Origin of the sequence: Kineosphaera limosa NBRC 100340 (assembly GCF_000298215.1) — a bacterium.
GTDB lineage: Bacteria > Actinomycetota > Actinomycetes > Actinomycetales > Dermatophilaceae > Kineosphaera > Kineosphaera limosa.
Window position 1 is genome coordinate 22,724 of record NZ_BAHD01000061.1, and the last position, 19,789, is coordinate 42,512.

At 70.5% G+C, this 19,789-nt stretch carries 19 protein-coding genes; 5 read left to right on the forward strand and 14 right to left on the reverse strand.

Going from position 1 to position 19,789, the window contains the following annotated elements:
- Nucleotides 1–15: 15 nt before the first annotated feature.
- Both KILIM_RS22600 and iolG read right to left on the reverse strand, forming a co-directional pair.
- Complete coding sequence (locus tag KILIM_RS22600) at nucleotides 16–1,104, reverse strand: Gfo/Idh/MocA family protein (protein ID WP_006593767.1); 1,089 nt, start codon at nucleotides 1,102–1,104, stop codon at nucleotides 16–18.
- A complete protein-coding gene (gene iolG, locus KILIM_RS16010; protein ID WP_006593768.1) occupies nucleotides 1,101–2,123 on the reverse strand; it encodes an inositol 2-dehydrogenase in 1,023 nt (340 codons plus the stop codon). The genes KILIM_RS22600 and iolG overlap by 4 nt, the downstream gene beginning before the upstream one ends.
- Nucleotides 2,124–2,318: 195 nt before the next feature.
- On the opposite strand from iolG, the gene KILIM_RS16015 reads away from it, so the two are divergent.
- Entirely contained in the window at nucleotides 2,319–3,341 is a 1,023-nt protein-coding gene (locus KILIM_RS16015) for a LacI family DNA-binding transcriptional regulator (RefSeq protein WP_006593769.1), read from the forward strand.
- A 33-nt stretch (nucleotides 3,342–3,374) separates the two neighbouring features.
- Here KILIM_RS16015 and KILIM_RS16020 read toward each other — a convergent pair whose 3' ends face one another.
- A complete protein-coding gene (locus KILIM_RS16020; RefSeq protein ID WP_006593770.1) occupies nucleotides 3,375–3,893 on the reverse strand; it encodes an Lrp/AsnC family transcriptional regulator in 519 nt (172 codons plus the stop codon).
- Between the two features lie 144 nt (nucleotides 3,894–4,037).
- Between KILIM_RS16020 and KILIM_RS16025 the strand changes: the two genes are divergently transcribed.
- A complete protein-coding gene (locus KILIM_RS16025) occupies nucleotides 4,038–5,213 on the forward strand; it encodes a trans-sulfuration enzyme family protein (RefSeq protein ID WP_006593771.1) in 1,176 nt (391 codons plus the stop codon).
- A gap of 44 nt (nucleotides 5,214–5,257) precedes the next feature.
- Nucleotides 5,258–7,633: a thiamine pyrophosphate-binding protein gene (locus KILIM_RS16030; protein ID WP_006593772.1), complete on the forward strand. Its 2,376-nt coding sequence runs from the start codon at nucleotides 5,258–5,260 to the stop codon at nucleotides 7,631–7,633.
- A gap of 107 nt (nucleotides 7,634–7,740) precedes the next feature.
- Here the strand turns inward: KILIM_RS16030 and KILIM_RS16035 are convergent, their stop codons facing one another.
- The 7 genes from KILIM_RS16035 to KILIM_RS16065 form a co-directional block, all read right to left on the reverse strand.
- A complete protein-coding gene (locus KILIM_RS16035) occupies nucleotides 7,741–8,643 on the reverse strand; it encodes an ATP-binding cassette domain-containing protein (RefSeq protein WP_006593773.1) in 903 nt (300 codons plus the stop codon).
- Nucleotides 8,640–9,704: an ABC transporter permease gene (locus tag KILIM_RS16040; RefSeq protein ID WP_006593774.1), complete on the reverse strand. Its 1,065-nt coding sequence runs from the start codon at nucleotides 9,702–9,704 to the stop codon at nucleotides 8,640–8,642. Before KILIM_RS16040 ends, KILIM_RS16035 begins: the two co-directional genes overlap by 4 nt.
- A 4-nt stretch (nucleotides 9,705–9,708) precedes the next feature.
- Nucleotides 9,709–10,707 carry a sugar ABC transporter substrate-binding protein gene (locus tag KILIM_RS16045; protein ID WP_006593775.1) on the reverse strand — a complete coding sequence of 333 codons (999 nt, stop codon included), beginning with the start codon at nucleotides 10,705–10,707 and terminating at the stop codon, nucleotides 9,709–9,711.
- Nucleotides 10,708–10,820: 113 nt separating this feature from the next.
- A complete protein-coding gene (locus KILIM_RS16050; protein ID WP_006593776.1) occupies nucleotides 10,821–11,825 on the reverse strand; it encodes a Gfo/Idh/MocA family protein in 1,005 nt (334 codons plus the stop codon).
- Nucleotides 11,826–11,949: 124 nt separating this feature from the next.
- Complete coding sequence (locus KILIM_RS16055; protein WP_006593777.1) at nucleotides 11,950–12,900, reverse strand: alpha/beta fold hydrolase; 951 nt, start codon at nucleotides 12,898–12,900, stop codon at nucleotides 11,950–11,952.
- Between the two features lie 271 nt (nucleotides 12,901–13,171).
- Nucleotides 13,172–14,176 carry a Gfo/Idh/MocA family protein gene (locus tag KILIM_RS16060; protein ID WP_006593778.1) on the reverse strand — a complete coding sequence of 335 codons (1,005 nt, stop codon included), beginning with the start codon at nucleotides 14,174–14,176 and terminating at the stop codon, nucleotides 13,172–13,174.
- Between the two features lie 29 nt (nucleotides 14,177–14,205).
- Nucleotides 14,206–15,138: a TIM barrel protein gene (locus KILIM_RS16065; protein WP_006593779.1), complete on the reverse strand. Its 933-nt coding sequence runs from the start codon at nucleotides 15,136–15,138 to the stop codon at nucleotides 14,206–14,208.
- A 182-nt stretch (nucleotides 15,139–15,320) separates the two neighbouring features.
- Between KILIM_RS16065 and KILIM_RS16070 the strand changes: the two genes are divergently transcribed.
- Nucleotides 15,321–16,190 (forward strand): sugar phosphate isomerase/epimerase family protein, encoded by an 870-nt coding sequence (locus KILIM_RS16070; RefSeq protein ID WP_006593780.1) that lies wholly within the window; start codon nucleotides 15,321–15,323, stop codon nucleotides 16,188–16,190.
- A gap of 14 nt (nucleotides 16,191–16,204) precedes the next feature.
- Here KILIM_RS16070 and KILIM_RS16075 read toward each other — a convergent pair whose 3' ends face one another.
- The 3 genes from KILIM_RS16075 to KILIM_RS16085 form a co-directional block, all read right to left on the reverse strand.
- The gene (locus tag KILIM_RS16075) at nucleotides 16,205–16,552 is read right to left on the reverse strand and encodes a type II toxin-antitoxin system PemK/MazF family toxin (protein WP_006593781.1); all 348 of its coding nucleotides are present in this window, start codon (nucleotides 16,550–16,552) and stop codon (nucleotides 16,205–16,207) included.
- Nucleotides 16,545–17,168, reverse strand: coding sequence for a hypothetical protein (locus tag KILIM_RS22605; protein ID WP_006593782.1), 624 nt, complete (start codon nucleotides 17,166–17,168; stop codon nucleotides 16,545–16,547). Before KILIM_RS22605 ends, KILIM_RS16075 begins: the two co-directional genes overlap by 8 nt.
- 156 nt (nucleotides 17,169–17,324) lie before the next feature.
- Nucleotides 17,325–17,933, reverse strand: coding sequence for a TetR/AcrR family transcriptional regulator (locus tag KILIM_RS16085; RefSeq protein ID WP_006593783.1), 609 nt, complete (start codon nucleotides 17,931–17,933; stop codon nucleotides 17,325–17,327).
- A gap of 294 nt (nucleotides 17,934–18,227) precedes the next feature.
- Between KILIM_RS16085 and KILIM_RS16090 the strand changes: the two genes are divergently transcribed.
- The gene (locus KILIM_RS16090; RefSeq protein ID WP_006593784.1) at nucleotides 18,228–19,151 is read left to right on the forward strand and encodes a DMT family transporter; all 924 of its coding nucleotides are present in this window, start codon (nucleotides 18,228–18,230) and stop codon (nucleotides 19,149–19,151) included.
- Between the two features lie 86 nt (nucleotides 19,152–19,237).
- On the opposite strand, the gene KILIM_RS24495 is transcribed toward KILIM_RS16090, so the two are convergent.
- A partial coding sequence (locus KILIM_RS24495) for an HNH endonuclease signature motif containing protein (protein ID WP_006593785.1) occupies nucleotides 19,238–19,789 on the reverse strand: 552 nt, incomplete at its 5' end.

Here is a 19,789-nt window from a genome sequence, read left to right on the forward strand (position 1 = left end):
CAGAATTGTTTGGTATTACAGGCGCACGGTCGGCAGATCGACCCAGGCGCCGCTCACGGCGGCGGCATGAACGGCCTCCAGCGTGGCGGCCTGTTCGATCGCGTCGGCGGCGCCGAACTCGTCCGTCTCGTCGGCGTCGCCGGCGATGAGGGCGCAGGCGTGCTGCAGCTCAAGCCGGTAGGCGTCCTCGTTCTCGGCATCGGTCGACAGCCCGAAACGGCCGTCAGGGTCGGCCGGCAGCTCCTGGGTGACGCCGTCGCGCTCCAGCCGCACCACCCCCGCGCGACACAGCCACGGGTCGGGCAGGGTGATCGTGCCGGCGGTGCCGATGAGCTCGAGCTCGTCGCGGCGGGGGTAATCCAGGGCGACATCGAACTGGGCCAGCACGCCCGCGGGCAGCTGGAGGGTGGCGGCCAGGCGCAGGTCGCCGCCGTCGGCCCCGGGAGCCTCGTCGAGCACTCGCGCGGCGGCGACCCGCACGGGCCGGCCGCCGAAGAGGCGGATCGCGCTGACGCAGTAGCAGCCGAGGTCGAGTAGGGCGCCACCGCCCAGCGCCCCCGTGCGGCGGATGTCGCCGGGGGGCACGTCGACGGTCAGGGCCGCGCGGATGAATGCCAGCCGCCCGATCGCCCCGTCGGCCAGCAGCCGGCGGGCCAGGGCGGTCTGCGGGTGGCGGCGCCCCATGAGCCCCTCGAGGACGACGCGATCAGCCTGCTGGGCGGCCTCGAAGCACGCTGCGGCGTCGGCGGCGCTGGTCGCGAACGGCTTTTCGCAGAGCACGTGCTTGCCGGCGCGCAGGGCCCTGATCGTCCACTCCGTGTGCAGCGAGATCGGCACCGGGACGTACACCGCGTCGACGTCGGGGTCGGCCAGCAGCTGCTCGTACGAGCCGTGGCTGCGTTCGATCCCCAGCTCGTCGGCGTAGGCGCGAGCGCGAGCGGCGTCCCGGCCGCCGACGGCGACGATCTGCGCGTTCGGCACCCCGGCCGCCGCCGCCGCGAGCACCCTCCCGATGCCGGAGGTCGACAGCATCCCCCAGCGCACGACGGTCGGCCCGACGCCGGTCCCTGTGCCGGTCCCTGTGCTGTTCGCAGCGCCGGTCACGGCGTCACCGGCGCGTCCAGGTCGGGCCCCGGGACGGCGACGGTGGCGCCGGTGCGCACACTCTCGTCGGCGGCCTGCGCCAGCACGAGCGCGGCGCGGCCGTCGGCGAAGCTCGGCGAGAAGCCGGTGCCGGCCTCGACTCCGGTGATGAAGGCGTCGAGCTCGGCGCGATACGCCGGGGTGTACCGGTCGAGGAAGAAGTTGTAGTACGGGGGCGCGACCTGCGTCGACGTGGCGCCGCTGAAGGTGACGCTCGTCGGCAGCTGATTCTCGGCACGCAGCATGCCAAGCTCGCCGAACGCCTCCAGCCGCTGGTCGTAGCCGAAGGCGGCCCGGCGGGAGTTGATGATCGTGGCGACCGCACCGTTGACTCCGCGCAGCACGACGACGGCGCCGTCGATGTCGCCGGCCGCTTCGATCTCGGGCGAGACGAGGTTGGAGCCGGTGGCGGTGACCTCGACGACGTCGCCGAGGAAGAACCGGGCCATGTCGAAGTCGTGGATCGTCATGTCCTTGAACAGCCCGCCGGAGGTCGCGACGTACGCGGCGGGCGGCGGGGCCGGGTCGCGGCTGATGATCGTCAGCTGCTCCAGCGGGCCGAGTTGACCGGCGGCGACGCGGGCGTGGATGTCGGCGAACGAGGGGTCGAAGCGTCGGTTGAAGCCGAGCATGACGCGGCCGGCGAGGTCATCGATCCGCTGCGCGCACGCGTCGACGAGGGCCACGTCGAGGTCGATCGGCTTCTCGCACAGCACGGCCTTGCCCGCCTCGACGGCGGCGGTCAGCAGGTCGATGTGCGTGGGGGTGGGTGAGGCGATGACGACGGCGTCGATGCCGGGGTCACCGATGATGTCGTCCACGTCGGTCGTCGTCTGCGCACCGAAACGGGCGCCGACCGCCGACGCGGCCTGCTCGAACGGGTCGTACACCCGGGCCAAGTGGGCTCTGGGGTTGGTCGCGATCGAGTCGGCGTGGACCCGGCCGATGCGGCCGCAGCCCAGCAGTCCGATGCTCAGCATGGTGTGGCTCCTTCGTCACCCTCGGTCGTCATCCCGGGACCCGCGAGAATCTCGCCGCGTCAGACTCAAGACTAGACCGGTCTAGTAGTACGGTCTAGGCTAGGAGGTGGAGCGGCCACCGTCAAGGGGCTCCGCCCCCGGATCTGCACCCGCTCGCCGTCGCCACGCCACTGACCCAACCACCCAGGAGGACCGATGCCGCCCGGACCGCGACCAGGCTCCGCGCCGACGATGCGTGACATCGCGGCGGAGGCCGGCGTCTCCAAGGCCCTGGTCTCCATCGTGTTCCGCGGGGCGCCGGGCGCCAGCGAGGCGACGCGACGCAAGGTCTTCGAGGCCGCGGACCGGCTGGGCTATCGGGCCAACCGCAGCGCCAGCCTGCTGGCCCGCACGCGCACCAACCAGCTAGGGGTGGTGCTCGATCTGCACAACGGCTTTCACGCAGAGATCGTCGAGGCGGCGCTCACGCAGGCGGAGGCCGCCGGGTACCACCTGGTGCTGGGTCCGCGCGCCGCCGGCCGCGACGAGCGGTCGGCGATCGAGGGGTTGTTGGAGTTCCGGTGCGAGGCGATGCTGCTGCTGGGCCCGACGTTGGACGCCGACGAGCTGGCCCACTTGGCCGCCGACACTCCGGTGGTGTGCATCGGGCGGCAGGCCCGCGGCGGCGACCTCGACGTCATCCGCAGCGCCGACGACGTGGGCATGGAGCTGGTCGTCGACCACCTCGTGGCCTTGGGCCACCGCCACCTCGCGCATGTCGACGGGGGCGCCGGCGACATTCCGGCGGCCCGGCGCGCGGGCTTCGAGCGGGCGGTGCGCCGGCATCGGCTGGTGGGCCGTTCCGTGGTGGTGCCGGGCGGCTCGACCGAAGAGGACGGTCGGCGGGCGGCGCGCTCGCTGCTGGAGCGCACCCGACGTCCGACGGCGATCGCCGCCTACAACGACCGCAGCGCCCTCGGCGTCATCGACGCCGTGACCCGGGCGGGCCTGCGCGTGCCGGTCGACGTCAGCGTCACCGGGTTCGACGATTCCCCGATCGCTGCGCTGGCCACCATCGACCTCACCAGCGTCAACCAGGACGCCACCCGGCTCGGTGCCGGCGCCGTGCGGGCCGCCCTCGAGCGCCTCGACGAGGGCCGCACGACCCCAAGGGAACTCACCTTGACCCCCGCCCTCGTCGCCCGCGGCACGAGCGCCGCGGCGCCAGCGGCCCCCTGACCGGCCCCCTGACCGCCCCCTGACCGCCGGGGTTCAGCGCGGCAGTAGCCCGATCCCGCGGGTCGCCTCGAAGAGCAGGCTGGTCTCGGTGCGGAGCACGCCCGGGCGATTGGACACGTGGTCGAGCAGGAAGTCGCGCAGGGCGTCGGCGCCGGCCGCAGCGATGTGGACGACGAAGTCGCTCGTGCCGCTCGTGTTGTAGATCGCGATGACGCCGGGCACCTGGGCGAGGTCGTCGCGCAGGGTCTCGTAGTGCGCCCGGCTCTGGCCGCTGAGGCTGACCGCGATCATCGCCTCGATGGCGTAGCCGACGGCGGCCGGATCGACGTCCGCGATGTAGCCGCGGACGATGCCGCGGGTGGTCAGGGAGCGGACGCGACCGGCGCACGTCGATTCGGCCAGGCCGAGGTCGCGGGCCAGAGCGGCGATCGACCGGCGGCCGTCGGACTGCAGGATCCGCAGGAGGTCGATGTCGATGTCGTCCAGCGCCGGCGGAACGGTCGGTGGCGGGCCTGGCGGCAGCTGGCGGCGGGTCGGCGGATTCCTCGGCATGAGCGACAGCGTAGCGGTGCATGTTCGTGGAAACCACGTAGTGGCTGCCTATTCGAAGAGGAATCACCGCATCTATGGCGTTCGATCCGGGGGTTCCGCTGAAATTGGGCTAACGACACCAACTCAGGACCCCCGGAGGACCCCATGTCATCGATCGACACCCAGGCGATCCACGCCGGCCGTGACGACCTGCGCGCCCTCGGCGTGCACGTGCCGCCCATCGACCTGTCGACGACCTACCCCATCACCGATGTGGACAGCGGCGGCGAGGCGTACGAGCAGATCACCGCCGGCGAGCGCGGCGATGGCGCGGCCACGATGGTCTACCAGCGGTTGTGGAACCCCAACTTCGACCGCTTCGAGCGCGCCGTCGCGGCCCTGGAGGGCGCGCAGGAGGCCGTGTCGTTCGCCTCCGGCATGGCCGCCTGGAGCGCCGCGCTGCTCGCGACCGTCGCCGCGGGCAAGCCGCACGTCGTCGCGGTCCGCCCGATCTACGGGGGCACCGACCACCTGCTGGCCACCGGCCTGCTCGGCACGCAGGTCACGTGGGCCACCCCCGAGACCGTCGCCGCCTCGATCACCCCGGCGACCGGGCTCGTCGTCCTCGAGACCCCCGCCAACCCGACGCTGGACCTGCTGGACATCGAGGCCATCGCCGCCCAGGCGGGCGACGTGCCGGTCATCGTCGACAACACCTTCGCCACCCCCATCCTGCAGAACCCGATTCGGCACGGCGCCACCCTCGTCGTGCACTCGGCGACCAAGTCGATCGGCGGCCACGGCGACCTGCTCGGCGGGGTCGTGGCCAGCGACAGCGAGTGGGCGGTGCGGCTGCGCTCCGTACGCGTGCTCACGGGGGCCGTGCTGCACCCGAAGGCCGCCTACGACCTGCACCGCGGTCTGCAGACCCTGCCGGTGCGGGTGCGGGCCGCCCAGGCCGGCGCGCAGGCGGTCGCCGCCTGGCTGGCGGCTCACCCGGGGGTGAGCCGAGTGTTCTACCCGGGTCTGGAGGACCCGAGCGGCCTTGTCGGCACCCAGCAGCGCGGCCCCGGCTCGACGATGGCGTTCGCGGTCCGGGGCGGGTACGCGGCCGCCGCCACCGTCGCCTCCCAATGCCAGCTCATCACCCACGCCGTCTCACTCGGTGGGGTCGACTCCCTGATCCAGCACCCGGCCGCCATCACCCACCGGCCCGTGCCGGCCGAAGCGCGGCCGGGCGCCGACATCCTGCGCCTGTCCATCGGCCTGGAAGACCCGGCGGACCTCATCGCCGACCTCGACCAGGCGCTGGCCGCCGCGGCCCGCCCCTTGTCGGCCTGAGCGCCGCCCGACCCAGCTCCTCGCACCCCCAGGAGGCCCACGCCATGACGACCTTGAACGCCGACACCACTCCCTCCCTCGCTGCCTCGAGCACCGCCTCGACGGGCCTGGATCCGACACCGGACGTGGCGACGCTGCGCTCCATCGCCACGCGCGTCCGCTGGCTGTCCACGGCGATCGTCGACGCCGCCAATCGCGGGCGTCCCAACGTCAGCGGCGTCAAGGCCGGCGGCCACCAGGCGTCCTGCGCCTCGATGGTCGACATTATGGTCGCGCTCTGGTTCGACGCGCTGCGCCGCGAGGACCGGGTGTCGGTCAAACCGCACGCCTCCCCCGTGTTGCACGCCGTCAACTACCTGCTCGGCGACCTGGACCCGAAGTACCTGCCGACGTTGCGTGAGCTGGGCGGGCTGCAGAGCTACCCGAGCCGGCTCAAGGACCCCGACACCGTCGACTTCTCCACGGGTTCCGTCGGCATCGGCGCCACCGCCGCGCTCTGGGCCGCGTTGGCCCACCGCTACACCGCCGCCCACTTCGGCGACACCCCGCCGGCAGGCCGCTTCGTCAGCCTGCTCGGCGACGCCGAACTCGACGAGGGCGCCATCTGGGAGGCCGTCGCCGACCCGCAGGTCGCCTGCCTCGGGGAGCTGCTGTGGGTCGTCGACCTCAACCGGCAGTCCCTGGATCGCGTCGTCCCCGACATCCAGATCGAACGGCTGCAGGGGATGTTCGCGGCGGCCGGGTGGCAGGTCGTCACCCTGAAGTGGGGGCGCGCCATCAGCGAGCTCTTCGCCCGCCCGGGCGGCGCGCAGCTGCAGCAGCGGCTCGAGACGATGCCGAACGAGGAGTACCAACGGATGCTGCGGGCCCCCGGATGCGAGGTCGCCGACCGGCTCCTGGCCGGCCAGGACGGTCCCGCGCTGAGCGAGCTCGTGGGCTCCCTGACCGCGGACGAGTTGGCCGCGATCGTCCGCGACCTCGGTGGGCACGACCTGGCCCTGCTGACCCAGACGTTCGCCGACGTCGACGAGCACCGCCCGACCGTCGTCTTCGCGTACACGATCAAGGGCCGGGGCCTGCCGATCGAGGGGCACCCCAACAACAACTCGGCGCTGCTGACGGCCGAGCAGATGAGCCAGTTGGCCGGCGCGAGCGGCACGAGCCTGGACGACCCCTGGCGCACCTTCGCGGCGGGCAGCCGCGAGGCCGACCTGTGCCTCGAGCGGGCGCAGGCGCTGCGCCGCGAGCCGACCCCGACCTGCCGCGACCTCGACATCCCGACGTCGTTGGGACGCGAGCACCGCACGGCCGGATCGACGCAGGCCGCCCTCGGCCGACTGCTCGCGGACCTGGTGCGCGACGCCCCGGGAATGGCCGACCGGATGGTGACGTGCAGCCCGGACGTCGCCTCCTCCACCAACCTCGGCGGCTGGATCAACAAGACCGGAGTCTGGTCGGCCACCCAGCGGCGGGACTGGTTCGCCGACGACGGGCAGCGGGTGCTGCGCTGGTCGGAGGTCGAGCGGGGCCGGCACATCGAGCTCGGCATCGCCGAGGTGAACCTCGTCAGCCTGCTCGGTGAGCTCGGCACCACCTGGTCACGGTGGGGGCAGCGGCTGATCCCGGTGGCGACCATCTACGACCCGTTCGTGTCGCGCGCCCTCGAACCGTGGTCGTACGGCATCTACGCCGGCGGACAGTCGATCCTCGTGGGCACCCCGTCGGGGGTGACCCTGGCCCCCGAGGGCGGCGCCCACCAGTCCATCACCACCCCGTCGATCGGGTTGGAGCAGCCGAACTGCGTCGCGTGGGAGCCCGCCTTCGCCCAGGACCTGGAGTGGACGTTCCTGGAGGCGGCCCGCCACGTCGGCGTCCCGGGCGGCACGTCGGCCTACTTCCGGCTCTCCACGCGCCCGATCGACCCGGCGCTGGCCAACCTGCCCGACGACCCGGACCTGCGGGAGCGGCGCCGCCGCCACGCGATCGCCGGCGGCTACCGCCTCAGCAGCCATCCGGCGGGGGCCGACCAGGTCACCCTCGTGGGCGTCGGCGCGATCATGCCCGAGGTCATCGAGGCCGCGCAGCGGCTCGCCGACCAGGGTGTGTGCGCCGGGATCGTCGTCCTGACCAGCCCCGACCTGGTGTTCCGCTCCTTCCAGCAGCGCGGCCACGTGTCCGGCGGACACAGCGGCGACATCCTGGGCACGCTGTTCCCGGCGCACGCACCCGCGCCGCTGGTCACGGTGCACGACGGCCACCCGCACACGCTGGCCTTCCTGGCCGGGGCCCGAGGCGACCGCATCCGGTGCCTGGGCGTCAGCGAGTTCGGCCAGTCGTCGGGGTTGGCCGACGCCTACCGCCTGCACGGCCTCGACGCGGCGAGCATCGTCGACGCGGCCCTGGGGCTGACCGGCCACTAGGGCGTGGGTGGCCTTCGGTGCCGCACGACGACGGCCGCCCCGACCCGGTGGGGTCGAGGCGGCCGTCGCTAGCCCGCCGCTTCGGCGAAGTCCGCCGCCAGGTGAGATCAGTTGTCCGGGTTGCCCTGGACGATCCGCATGGCGCCGGTGGGCGGCGCCACGTCGCCGGGCTGCACGGTGTGCGGCTCCACGACCCGCTCGGGGTGCAGGTCGCCCAGCTCGTGGGAGAGCTCGGCGAGCTCTTGACCGCCGGCCATCTCCGCCGTCAGCTGGTCGAGGGTCAGCTCGTTGCGGTGCGCGTCGAGCACGACCCGGCCCAGCTTGAGGATGATGAAGTGGTTGCCCACGAGGTAGGCGTGGTGCGGGTTGTGCGTGATGAAGACGACGCCCAGGCCGGAGTCGCGCATCTTCGAGATGTACTTGAGCACCACCCCGGACTGCTTGACACCCAGCGCCGCGGTCGGCTCGTCGAGAATGACGACCTTGGCGCCGAAGTAGATCGCGCGGGCGATGGCGATGCACTGGCGCTGACCACCGGAGAGCGCGCCGACCGGGCGGTCGAGATCGGGAATGACGATCCCCATCTTCTGCAATTCTTCGCCGGCGATGCGCTTCATCTCCGCGATGTTCATGCCGAAACCCGAGCGCATCTCGTTACCGAGGAAGAAGTTGCGCCACACGCTCATCAGCGGTGCGAGCGCCAGGTCTTGGTAGACGGTGGCGATGCCGCGACCTTGCGCCTCGCGCGGGGAGGAGAACACCGTCTCCTTACCCTCGACGCGCATCGTGCCGCTGGTGTGGGCGTGCAGGCCGGCGATGATCTTGATGAGCGTCGACTTGCCGGCGCCGTTGTCGCCCAGCACGCAGGTGACCTCGCCGCCGCGCACGTCCATCGAGACGCCGCGCAACGCGTCGACGTTTCCGTAGGACTTGCCCACGTCCTCCATCACCAGCAGGGAGTCGGCAGCGCCCGGGCTGCCGTGAGCTTCGGTCTCGACTGCGGTGCTCATAGCGATTCCGCCTTCTTCTTGACGTACATGTTGACCAGCACGGCGCCGAGCAGCATGACACCGAGGAAGGTGCGCAGCCAGTCGACGTCCCAGCCGGCGTAGCTGATGCCGAGCACCGCCATGCCGTAGATGAGCGCGCCGACCGCGCCACCGACGATCGAGCCGTAGCCGCCGGTGAGCAGGCAGCCGCCGATGACCGCGGCGATGATGTAGACGAACTCCTGACCGATGCCCTGGCCGGACTGCACGTTGTTGTACTGGAACAGCGTGTGCATTCCGACGACCCAGGCGGCGAAGCCGGTGCCCATGAACAGGCCGATCTTGGTGGCCGTCACCGGCACACCGACGGCCCGGGCGGCCTTGGCGTCGCCGCCGGCGGCCAGAATCCAGTTGCCGATCTTCGTGCGCAGCAGCACGTACGACAGGACCGCGGTGAGGAGCAGCCAGTAGAGCACGACGATGTTGAAGTTGATCGGGCCGATCTGGATGCTGGAGGCGAAGACGGCCTTGGCGCTGTTCCAGCCGTCCATGTCGCTGATGTTGTTGGACGAGACGCCGCCGGTGACGATGCGGGTCACCGCGAGGTTGACGCCCCACAGGATGAAGTACGTACTCAAGGTCACCAAGAAGCTTGGTAGCCCGGTTTTGATGAGCAAGAACCCGTTGAACGCCCCGACCGCCAGTGACATCACCAGCGCCAGGAAGATGCCGACCCACACATTCAGGCCGAAGTACCAGGCCATATGCGCTGCCGCGAGCCCGGAGAAGGTCACGGCCACACCGGTGGACAGGTCGAACTCGCCGCCGATCATCAGGAGGGCGACGAAGATCGCCATGATCCCGACGGTGGCGGCGGCGTACAGGATCGTGCCGACGTTGGCGACATTGCGGAACGGCTCGGCGGTGACGAAGAACAGGCCTGCCAGCACGATCGCGGCGACGAAGGCGCCGACCGCGGGCATGCTGAAGAAGAGCGCGAACGCGGACCGATTGCCGACCCGGTCGTCGCCGGCAGGCGGAGTCGCGGGCGCCTCCGGAGGCGCCGTGTTGGTGGTGCTCATCGGGTCACCGCGTTCCCTTGGCCGCGAACTCGGCGACCTTGTCGATGTTGGACTTGTCGATGAACGCCGGGCCGGTCGCGACGTTCTGGCCGCCACCGATGATGTTGCCGTTCGTCTTGTACAGCCACAGGGCGTCGACGGCCAGGTAGCCCTGCAGGTAGGGCTGCTGGTCGATGGCCCAGGCAATCTGGTCGTTCTGGATGGCCTTGACCAGCTCGGCGCTGGTGTCGAAGGTGCCGATCTTGGCGCTGCTGCCCGCACCGGAGACGGCCTGCACCGACTGCAGGGCGAACTGGGCCCCGAGGGTCACGATGTGGTCGATCGACGGGTCCTGGGTGAGCTTGGCCTGGATCGTCGTGGTGACGGCTGCCGGGTCGCGGCCGTTGACGTAGACGCGCTCGACGGAGGCGCCCTGGGCGCCCTCGGTGACGCCGGCGCAGCGGTCCTCGAGCTGCTGCTGACCCTGCTCCTGGATGACGCAGATGACCTTCTTCGCGCCGTCCGCGATGAGGCGCTCGCCGACGGCCTTGCCAGCGTCGGTCTCGCCCTGGCCGAAGTAGCTGAGCACGCCGAGTTCCATCGCGTCCGGGCCGCCGGCGTTGAGCATCGTCACCGGGATGCCGGCCTCGACCGCCTTCTTGATGTTGCCGGACAGGGCGCCGGTGTTCGGCATGGTGACGGCGATGCCGTCGACGTTCTTGTCGATCGCGGCCTGAATGAGCTGGGCCTGCTTGGTGGCGTCGGGGTCGTTGGTGTAGTCGAGCTGGACGTTGTCCTTCTTCGCGGCGACCTCGGCGCCGGAGCGCACGATGGTCCAGAAGGCGTCGCCAGGGGCCTCGTGGGTGATCATGGCGATCGTCATCTGGGGAGTGTCGGCGACGCCGGCGGCTCCGCCTCCGTCGGCGGTGGGCTGGCGACCTCCGCTGGAGGAGCAGGCAGACAATGCCAGAGTGGCCGTGGCAGCCAACGCCACAGCGGCACTGATGCGGCGGTTTCGGGTCATGATCTCGGTACCTTTCGCGGGCCCCGCCGCGGCGGCGGGGTCGATGGGCGGACTCCGGTTGTCGGAACCTCGTGCGGGATGGACTTGCTGGTTGAGCTCGGGCTCAGGCCTCGTCAGGCCGAGGCGATCTCGGCTAGGGCGACGGGGCGGTGTTCGCGGCGGGACAGCTCGCAGGCGTCGGCGACGCGGAAGGCCTGCAGGGCGTCGTACACGGTGCAGGGAGAGGGAATCTTGCCGGCGGCGACATCGGCGAAGGCGGTGAGTTCGGCCTGGTAGGCCGGCAGGAAGCGCTCCATGAACGACCACTTCTGCGGCCCGGTCGGCCAGGTGACGCCCTCCTGCGCCGAGACCATGGCCAGGGAGTCGTCGAGTCCCACACCGATGGTGCCCTCGCTGCCGCAGACCTCCATGCGCACGTCGTGGCCCCCGCCGTTGTAGCGGGTAGATGTGACAACGACCATCGTGTCGTCGTCCAGCGTCAGCACCGCGGCACCGGTGTCGACGTCGCCGGCCTCGGTGAAGAAGTCGGCGCCCTTGTTCGCGCCGGTCGCGTAGACCGTGGCAACCTCGCGGCCGGTGACGAAGCGCAGGATGTCGAAGTCGTGCACGTTGCAGTCGCGAAAGATGCCGCCGGAGGTCGGGATGTAGGAGGCGTGGGGCGGCGACTGGTCACCGGTGGTGGCGCGGATGGTGTGGATGAAACCCAGCTCGCCGGACTGCACGGCCTGCTGCGCCCGGCGGTAGCCGGTGTCGAAGCGCCGCTGGAACCCGATGTGGATCGGCACATCGGTCTGCTGCTCCAGTTGAACCAGCTCGATGGACTCCTCGAGCGTGGCCGCCACGGGCTTCTCGCAGAAGGTCGGGATGCCGGCCGCGACGCCCGCCCGCAGCAGGGCCGCGTGCGCCGGGGTCGCGGTGGTGATGACGAAGCCGTCGATGCCCGCACCCAGCAGCGCATCGACATTGTCGACCGACTCGACTCCGAGCCGCTGCGCGACGGTACTCGCGGCGTTCGGCAGGGCGTCGGCGAGCACCACCGACTCCACGAAATCAAGGTCACGCAGGGTTTCGGCGTGAAACGCTCCGATCCGGCCGACGCCGGCGACTCCGATACGCACGAGGGGTCCTTTGCACTTGGGCTGTCACGAACCCTCCCGACGTGCAGGCCTTGGGCGCGACGTCGAGCGGTGGTGAAAGCCTGCCCTGCGGATGACGTGATGTCAATGGTTTGTTATGACATTTTCACGTATCGATGGCGGAGACGCGGTGAACCAGTGCCGAGCGGATCTCGGCGGCGGGCTCGCGTTGGGTGGGCAGCTGCGAGAGCAGCGTCACGAGGGCGTCCCGCACCACCTCGGGTTGGGTGTGGGCCACGAAGGACGAGCCCTTCATGCGCACCGCCGCCCAGCCCAGGCGGGTGCGGGCCAGCGCCTCGATCTCGTCGAAGCCCTGCCCGTACTCGCCGGCCTCCGGCTGCAGCACCCACACCGGCGCGGCGACCCGCTCCAGCAACTCGCGCCCCGGCATGAGGGGAAAGTCCGTGCCCAGCTTGGTCAGCCGTGCCACGGTCTCCATGTTCGGTTGCCGCTCCCAGCGCCCCGTCGCCTCATCGGTGAGCACGGAGCGGCGGACCGAGTAGTTGTCGAAACTCAAGCGGGGCACGCTGAGCCAGTCGCGCGACATCTCCTCGCCGGCCCGCTCGCAGAATTCGTCGCGGGAGGCGATGCCCTGGCCGCAGACACCGAGCCGGAAGCGGCGGGCCAAGTCCGCGCTCACGGCGGGCGTGGAGAAGAGGTCGAGCAGCTCGCGGTACTCCGCCTGGGTGCCGATGACGGGGCTGTCGATCACGCACAGACCGCCCCACAACAGGGGGTAGCGCGCGGCCACCGCGGCGGCGATGCCGCCTCCGTACTGGTGACCCACCAGCACCGGACAGCGCAACTCCAGGGCGGCGACGAGGCGTTCGAAGTCGGCGACCAGATCGGCGACCGTGTCGACCTGGGCCGTGCTCTGCCCGTGGCCCCGCAGATCGACCGCAAGCACCCGGGCACTGCCGGAGAGCAGCGGGGCCAGGCGTCGCCAGACGTCGCAGGAGTAGCCGACGCTGTGGACCAGGACCACGGTGCGCCCCGCGCCGCCATAGTCGCGCACGGCGATGTGCCCGCCAGGCACCTCGATCCGCAGGTCCTCCACGCCGCACGCCTCCCCCGTCGCTCGAGCGGCTCGGGACGGCCTGGCCGCTGGTCTGTTACCGCACGGTAATGGACGCTCGTCACGGACAGCTGCATCACTTCTGCGCATCAGTGCGGCAGGTGTGCGGGCCCGCGGCGGTCAGGTCGCCCCGAGGCATCGTCGCGTCAAACGAAATCGCTACTCTTTCAATGCAACTGGGGCACAGAGGGTTTCCCGTTCAGCAGCTGCCGGCGTAAAAGTAACAATTCGGTCTCCGCCCGAACGGGCGCGGTCAGGCGTAGAACTGGGGCTTGTCGATCATCCGCACCGGTACGACGCCGTCTTCGGTGAGGGCCTTGACCCCGGCGTCGCACACGCAGGCCGCCGCGTAGCCGTCCCAGCTCGTCGAGCCGGTGTGCTCCCCGCGCGCGACCGCGTCGATCCACTCCTGCACCTCGGTGACGAAGGCGCCACCGAAGCGCTGGTTGTGGTCCATCGTCAGCGCGTTGTGTCGCCCGAGGGTACCGGTGCGCTCGATCTTGTGCTGGTCCGAGAGCCGGATCGTGCCGGTCTCGGCGACCGCCTCGCACTGGATGTCGTAGGAGTGCTGGTTGTTGACGAAGATCTCGTCGTCGATCCACACCCCCGACTGGGTCTCCATGATGAGGATGAGGGGGTCCTGCAGGTGCTCGAAGCGGTGCGAGGTCTTCTTCGGCTTGTCGACCCGGACGGCGACGATCTCCTCGCCGAGCAGCCAACGCATCGTGTCGACCTCGTGGATGCCGGTGTCGTTGATCGCCATGTCCCACGTGTAGTGCGCGGGCACGGTGGGGTTGCGGTGCCGGTTGTGCACGATGAGCGTCTCCCCGATCTCGCCGGAGTCCAGGATCGCCTTCATCTGCCGGTAGGACTCGTCGAAGCGCCGCATGAAGCCGACGGTGACGAGCTTGCGCCCGCCCGCCTGCTCGACCTCCATGATCTCCAGGGCCTCCCCGGAGGTCGGGGTCAGCGGCTTCTCGCAGAACACCGGCTTGCCAGCCTTGACGGCGGCGATGACGTCGTCCTTGTGCGCCGGCCCGTAGCTGCAGATCATCACCGCGTCGATGTTCGGGTCGCCGATGAGCGCGGTGGAGGTTTCGTAGACGCGCCCGCCGATCGATTCCGCGACCTTGGCGGCGTTCTCGGTGACGACATCGCTGACGCCGGTGACCCGCCCGCCCGCGATGACGGTGTGGATCCGATCGATGTGGGCCCGGCCCATACCGCCGGGGCCGATCATACCGATGCGTACCGTCATTTCACAGTCTCCTTTGTGGTGTGCCGAAGTCAGAGGATGCCGAGGCCGTGCCGCGCGAGAAACTCGCGGGTCTTGATGGCGTTGGGCTTGGGGTAGGAGGGGTCGCAGCCGTACATGTCCTGCTCGGTGATGACGTACAGCGGCTTGCCGAGGTCGGCGAGGGCCTCGATGACCGAGGGCATGTCGGGCTCACCGGCGGGCGGGGCGACCGAGCAGCCCTTGTGCACGGCCGCGACGAACGGCCAGTCGTCGTCGTGGGCCTGTTGGACCAGGCCCGGGTCCATCGCCTTGATGTGCACGTAGGAGATGCGCTCGGGGTAGGTCTTGATGAGGTCGATGTTGTCGGCGCCGCCGTAGACGATGTGCCCGGTGTCGAGGCAGAAGCCGACGTACTCGGGGTCGGTGGCGGTGAAGATGCGGTCGATGTCTTCGCGCGTCTCGATGTGGGAGTCGCCGTGCGGGTGCAGCACCATCTGCAGGCCGTAGTCCTCCTTCATCATCCGGCCGAGGCGGTTGGCGTTGGTGATGTAGAGGTCCCAGGCGGCGCCGGTCAGCGTGCGCTCGTCGGTGTACTCTCCGGTCTTCTCGTCGCGGAACATCGGGGGCAGGTGCACGACGTACTCGGCGCCCACGGCGGCGTGCGTCTCGCCGATGGCGCGGAAGGTCGCCTCCGTGTCGGCCCACGCCTCCTCCTTGTGCAGGATGCCCCACCCGGTGCCGGCGACGACGCGGAAGCCATGGGCGTCCATGGCCTCCGCCAGGCGCGCGGGATCCTTGGGGAAGTAGCCGAAGGGGCCCGTCTCCATGACCGAGAAGCCCGCGTCACTCATCTCCTGCAGGGCGGTCTCCCAAGGGATCTGTTTGGGGTCCTGCGGGAACCAGACGCCCCATTGGTCGGGGCAGACGCCGATCGTCAGGTTGGCGTAACGGGGCTCGGGGTTGCGGGACTTGTCCTCGCGCATGGCTTCCTCTCGGGGCGTCGTCGGCCCGGACGTCTGCGACCCTGCCAGTGGGGTCGCGCCGGTAGGCACCAACCTACCTCTCTGTAATAATGTCCTGTCAATAGCCCAATCCCCTGCGAGCCGGGGGTTGGCCGTGCCAGCCTGTAGGGGCAACGCCGCCCCATCGTCCTTCGGAGACCGCCATGTTGATTGCCACCGCCCCCTGCAACTGGAACAACGGGGACATTCCCGATTTTCGCCCGTATACGGCGGCCGGCCAGATGATGGACGAGATGATCGAGGCGGGGTATCGCGCCACGGAGTGGGGGCCGGGGATGCCGGACGACCCGGCCGTCGTGCGTTCGGAGATGGCGGCGCGCGGGCTCTCGATGGTCGGGGCCTTCGTGCGGCTGGGCTACCGCGAGCGTGAGGCGTGGGACGAGGTGGACGCGACGGCGCTGGCCGTCGCCGAGCGGGTGCGCGCTGCGGGCGGGTCGATCCTCGTGGCCGCCGAACTGGGCGACGAGCGACGGGATGCCGAGGCGGGGCACGTCGATGAGTCCCGCGGCCTGACCGACGAGCAGTGGCGCAACCTCGCCGACGGCCTGGCGCACCTGGCGGATCTGCTCGAGCCGATGGGGATGCGGGTCGTGCTGCACAACCACGTCGGCACCTACGTCGAGACGGCCGCCGAGACCAAGCGCTTCCTCGACGAGAGCGACCCGGCCAAGGTGGGCTGGTGCCTCGATGTGGGCCACCTGAAGTACGGCGGCGGCGACGCCCTGGACTTCCTGCCCCAGTACGGCGACCGGGTGGCGCACGTGCACCTCAAGGACGTCGACCCCGACGTGCTGGCGCGTGCGAAAGCGGAATCGTGGAGCTTCGGTGACGCGCTGCGCGGCATCATCTTCCCCGAGCTCGGCGAGGGACTCGTGCCGATCCCCGCGATCGTCGCCGACCTGCAGGCCCGCGGCTACGACGGTTGGTACGTGCTCGAGCAGGACACCACCCACAGGCACCCGCGCGAGGCGGCCGCCATCAACCTGCGGTACATCCAGGGACTGGGCTTCTGACGGGGCCACATCTCCTACAGGCTGAGGTGTAGGCGGAGGGCGTCGTCGATGTGGGCGAGCAGGTCGTCGGGCAGTCGGCCGACCCGCCTGCCGGCGCGTGCGACGTCGACGGAACGAACCTGCTCCCCCTGTGCCTTGGAGTCGAGCGGGAGGCCGGTGCGCTCGGCCGGTAGGTAGACCTGGAAGTCGAAGACGCGCCGCACGTTGCTGGTCACCGGAACGACGGTGATGACTCCTCGCTGGTTGCGGACGCTGACCCGGTTGCGTTCGTCGTTGCTGACGACGACGCAGGGCCGCGTTGTCGCCGCTTCGCTGCCGACCACCGGTTCGAGCGCGACAAGGAAAATGTCCCCTCTACGCATCGTCCGCGCTATCGGTCGGCGCGACCCTCCACACTTCATCGTCGAGCCCGTCGCCGACGGCGACATCCCAAGCCGCAGCGTCGCCGGAGGAGCGCCACTCCTCGTCCGCCGCCGCGTACTGCTGCTCGAGATCGGCCTCGTACAGCAACTTCACCGCCGCACTCAGGGCACGCTGCACGGTGGCATCGCCTCGGCGTGCCGCAAAACGTTCGAGGAAGGCGATCTCCAGAGGAGACAGCACCTCCGTCAGGGTGAGCGCATGACCGGGCCGATCCGCAGCGCGCTGCGCGCCTCGATAGCCGCCGACACCCCTTGGCGGGCCACTCTTGTAGCCGTGCCGCGCCGCACGCATCCGCACCCCGGCAACCGACAAGCCGCACGCGTCGGCGATCTGCTGCCAGGAGTGCCCCTGCTCGTGCAGCGACTTGATGAGGTCGCTGAACTCTTCGGACGCCTTTCGCTGGGGGGAGTCCAGCGGCGTACCACCATTCGTCTTTGCCGCCTGTGGGGCAAGCGACCTGAGCCGTTTGGCGACATCCGCTTCGACGGGGCCGGGACTGCCTCGACGCGAGGCCGTACCCGACGATCCGCGCACCGCCGATCGGGATGGGCTCATGCTGCTAGGTTACGCCGCCTCCACCTTGGTAGCAACTGCTACGTAGCAGATAGTTCACTTCCGGCCCGCCCCCTCCCAATCCGCCGACGGTGGCGGTCCCTGCGCTGGGTTGCTGTCGCGACCGCACCCAAAGGCAGGGAGGGCAACCGTCGATGCTCACTCCAGGAGACGCTCGGCGGTACGGCGGGCGAGGTCGGCGGCTAGCGGGTCTTCGCCGGCGGTGAAGCGCACGATCGCGCCCTCGTAGAGGATGGCGAGGGTGCGGGCCAGCTCGTCGACGCGTCGCTGTTCACCTTTGCGCACACTCTCGTGTGCCGCATTGTCGAGATAGCCGTCGCGTTCGAGGGACTCGGTGAAGAGGTCGTGAACCCAGCGCTTCTCCTCGCCGATGACAGCCAGGCCGGCGTGGTTGGTGCCGGCGAGCTCGGCGTAGGCATTGACGAAGCCGCAGCCGCGGGGGTTGACGGCCAGCCACGATTCGAGGGCGTCGAAGATCCCGAGGGTGCGGCCCCCGTTCGGCGGGAGCGCGTCGAGGTGGTCGTGTACGTGCTGGGTGAAGCGGGCGTGCCGGGCGCGCAAGTAGGCGACGACGAGCTGCTCCTTGGAGCCGAACCGGTCGTACAACGTCTTCTTCGTCGTCTCGGCCTCTTGAGCGATGCGGTCGACGCCGATCGCGCCGATGCCGTAGGCGTAGAAGAGGTCGGCGGCGGCGGCCAGGATGCGCGCGGCGGCCGGGGTGGCCGGGGCGTCGGCGAGGAGTCGCACGGTCCTCCGATCGGGGGCGGGTCAGGAGTCGGGGTGTGGCGATCGGGCAGTGGAGGTCGGTCGCGGCGAGAGGTCTCGCGGGTGCGGCATCGCTGCACGTCACGGCCGCGCCGTATCGCCCTTTGGTCAGGATACCGAGAGTATACCGACCGGTATGGTTACCTGCCTTTCATGACCACCCACACAATGGCTCGGCAGGGCACAGCAGGCACTTGCGCCGGCCGACGAGCTGCCCGCCGAGCCCGCCGGGCCGCTCACCCCAGTGGCCCGCGCGGCCCCCTTCCCACGGGGCTCTTGGCCCTTGCGCTGCCGTTGGCGTTCGTCCTGCTGTGGAGTTCGGGTTTCATCGGTGCCGAGCTCGGCGCGCGAGTGACCACACCCGACACGCTCCTCATGTGGCGCTTCGTCGTCGCTTCGGCGCTTCTGCTGCTCGTGTGCGCGGCGACGGGTCGACGGATCACCTCAGCGACGCTGCGCCGGCACGTGCCGCTGGGCGTGCTCATGCAGTTTGTCTACCTTGCGGGGGTCTTCCACGGTGTGGAGGCGGGCGTCTCCGGGTCGACGGTGGCGCTGGTCGCGGCGCTGCAGCCGGTGCTCGTCGCCGTTGTCGGCATCCTGGCGCTGCGCGAATCTCTCTCGTGGCGGGCCGCGGTGGGCCTCGCGTTGGGTTTTGGCGGTGTCGCGCTCGTCGTCAGCGACGGGCTGGGTGCGGGGTCGGCACCCGGCTGGGCCTACCTGCTGCCCATCGGCGGGATGTTGGCTCTCGCGCTAGGGACGATCCTGGCGCAGCGCGTGCCGGATCGCGGCGATCTGCTCGCCGGCCTGACGGTGCAGACCGTCACCGCCGCGGTCGGCTTCACTGTGTGGGCGCTACTGGCGGGCACGGCGGCACCCTCGCCGACGCGGACGTTCGCCGGCGCCGTGGCGTGGGTTGTCGTGCTCGCGGGCTTCGGCGGGTACGGCACCTACCTGCTGCTGCTCGCGACCCGCGGCGCGGCCACCGTCAGCGCGCTGCTGTATCTCACGCCCCCCACGACGGCCCTGTGGAGCGCGATGATGTTCGGGACCCCGATCCGCGCCGCCGCCCTGCTCGGCATGGCGGTCTCCACTCTCGGCGTGCTCGTCTTTCTGCGCGCTCGGAGACGAAGTGTCGCGGGGTCTCGTGCCGCAGGGTCCCGGGACACTGGCGGTCGGGTCGACGGCGATCCGATCGCCTAGAGCGTGTCTCATAGCTCGGCAGCGACGGGACCCTGGTGTAGGTGACGTCGGCGGGGGGAGCCGTCGAGGACGATTCCAGCGCCAGTTCACATGCTTGATCGGGAGGCGGGTGAGCGGCTCGTCGTCAGGGCGGCTGGGCCGGGGGCGCGCACCTCGGCACGTATCGGAAGCACCGGCTCGTCCGTTGTCGTCGCCAGCCCCGTGGACACCTCAGCCGCAGTGGTCGCCGGAGCCCCCGCCGCCGTTGCCGCTGCTGCGGTGGCGGCCGCCGGCGTCTCTGCCGGCACTAGTGAGGTGTCGCCCGGGCGCGGTTGGTTGCCGATGGGCGTGCCGTCGGCGCGCGTCCAGGTGACCCCGGTCGGGGTGACGGTCGCTACGTGGCCGTGTCGGTGCACGACGGTGTGGTGGTGTCGGCAGAGGCAACACGTGTTGCCTTTGGTCGTTGGTCCGCCGTTGGCCCAATGTGTGATGTGGTGCTTGTCGGTCCAGGCGGCCGGTATTCGGCACCCGGGGTAGGTGCAGGTCTTGTCCCGCAGCTCCAGCGCGGTGACCAGTCCGGGCTTGGCGAGCCGATGGGCGTGGCCCAGGTCGAGCAGTTCGCTGCGGGTGCCGAGGACGGCGGGGATGATCTGCGCGTC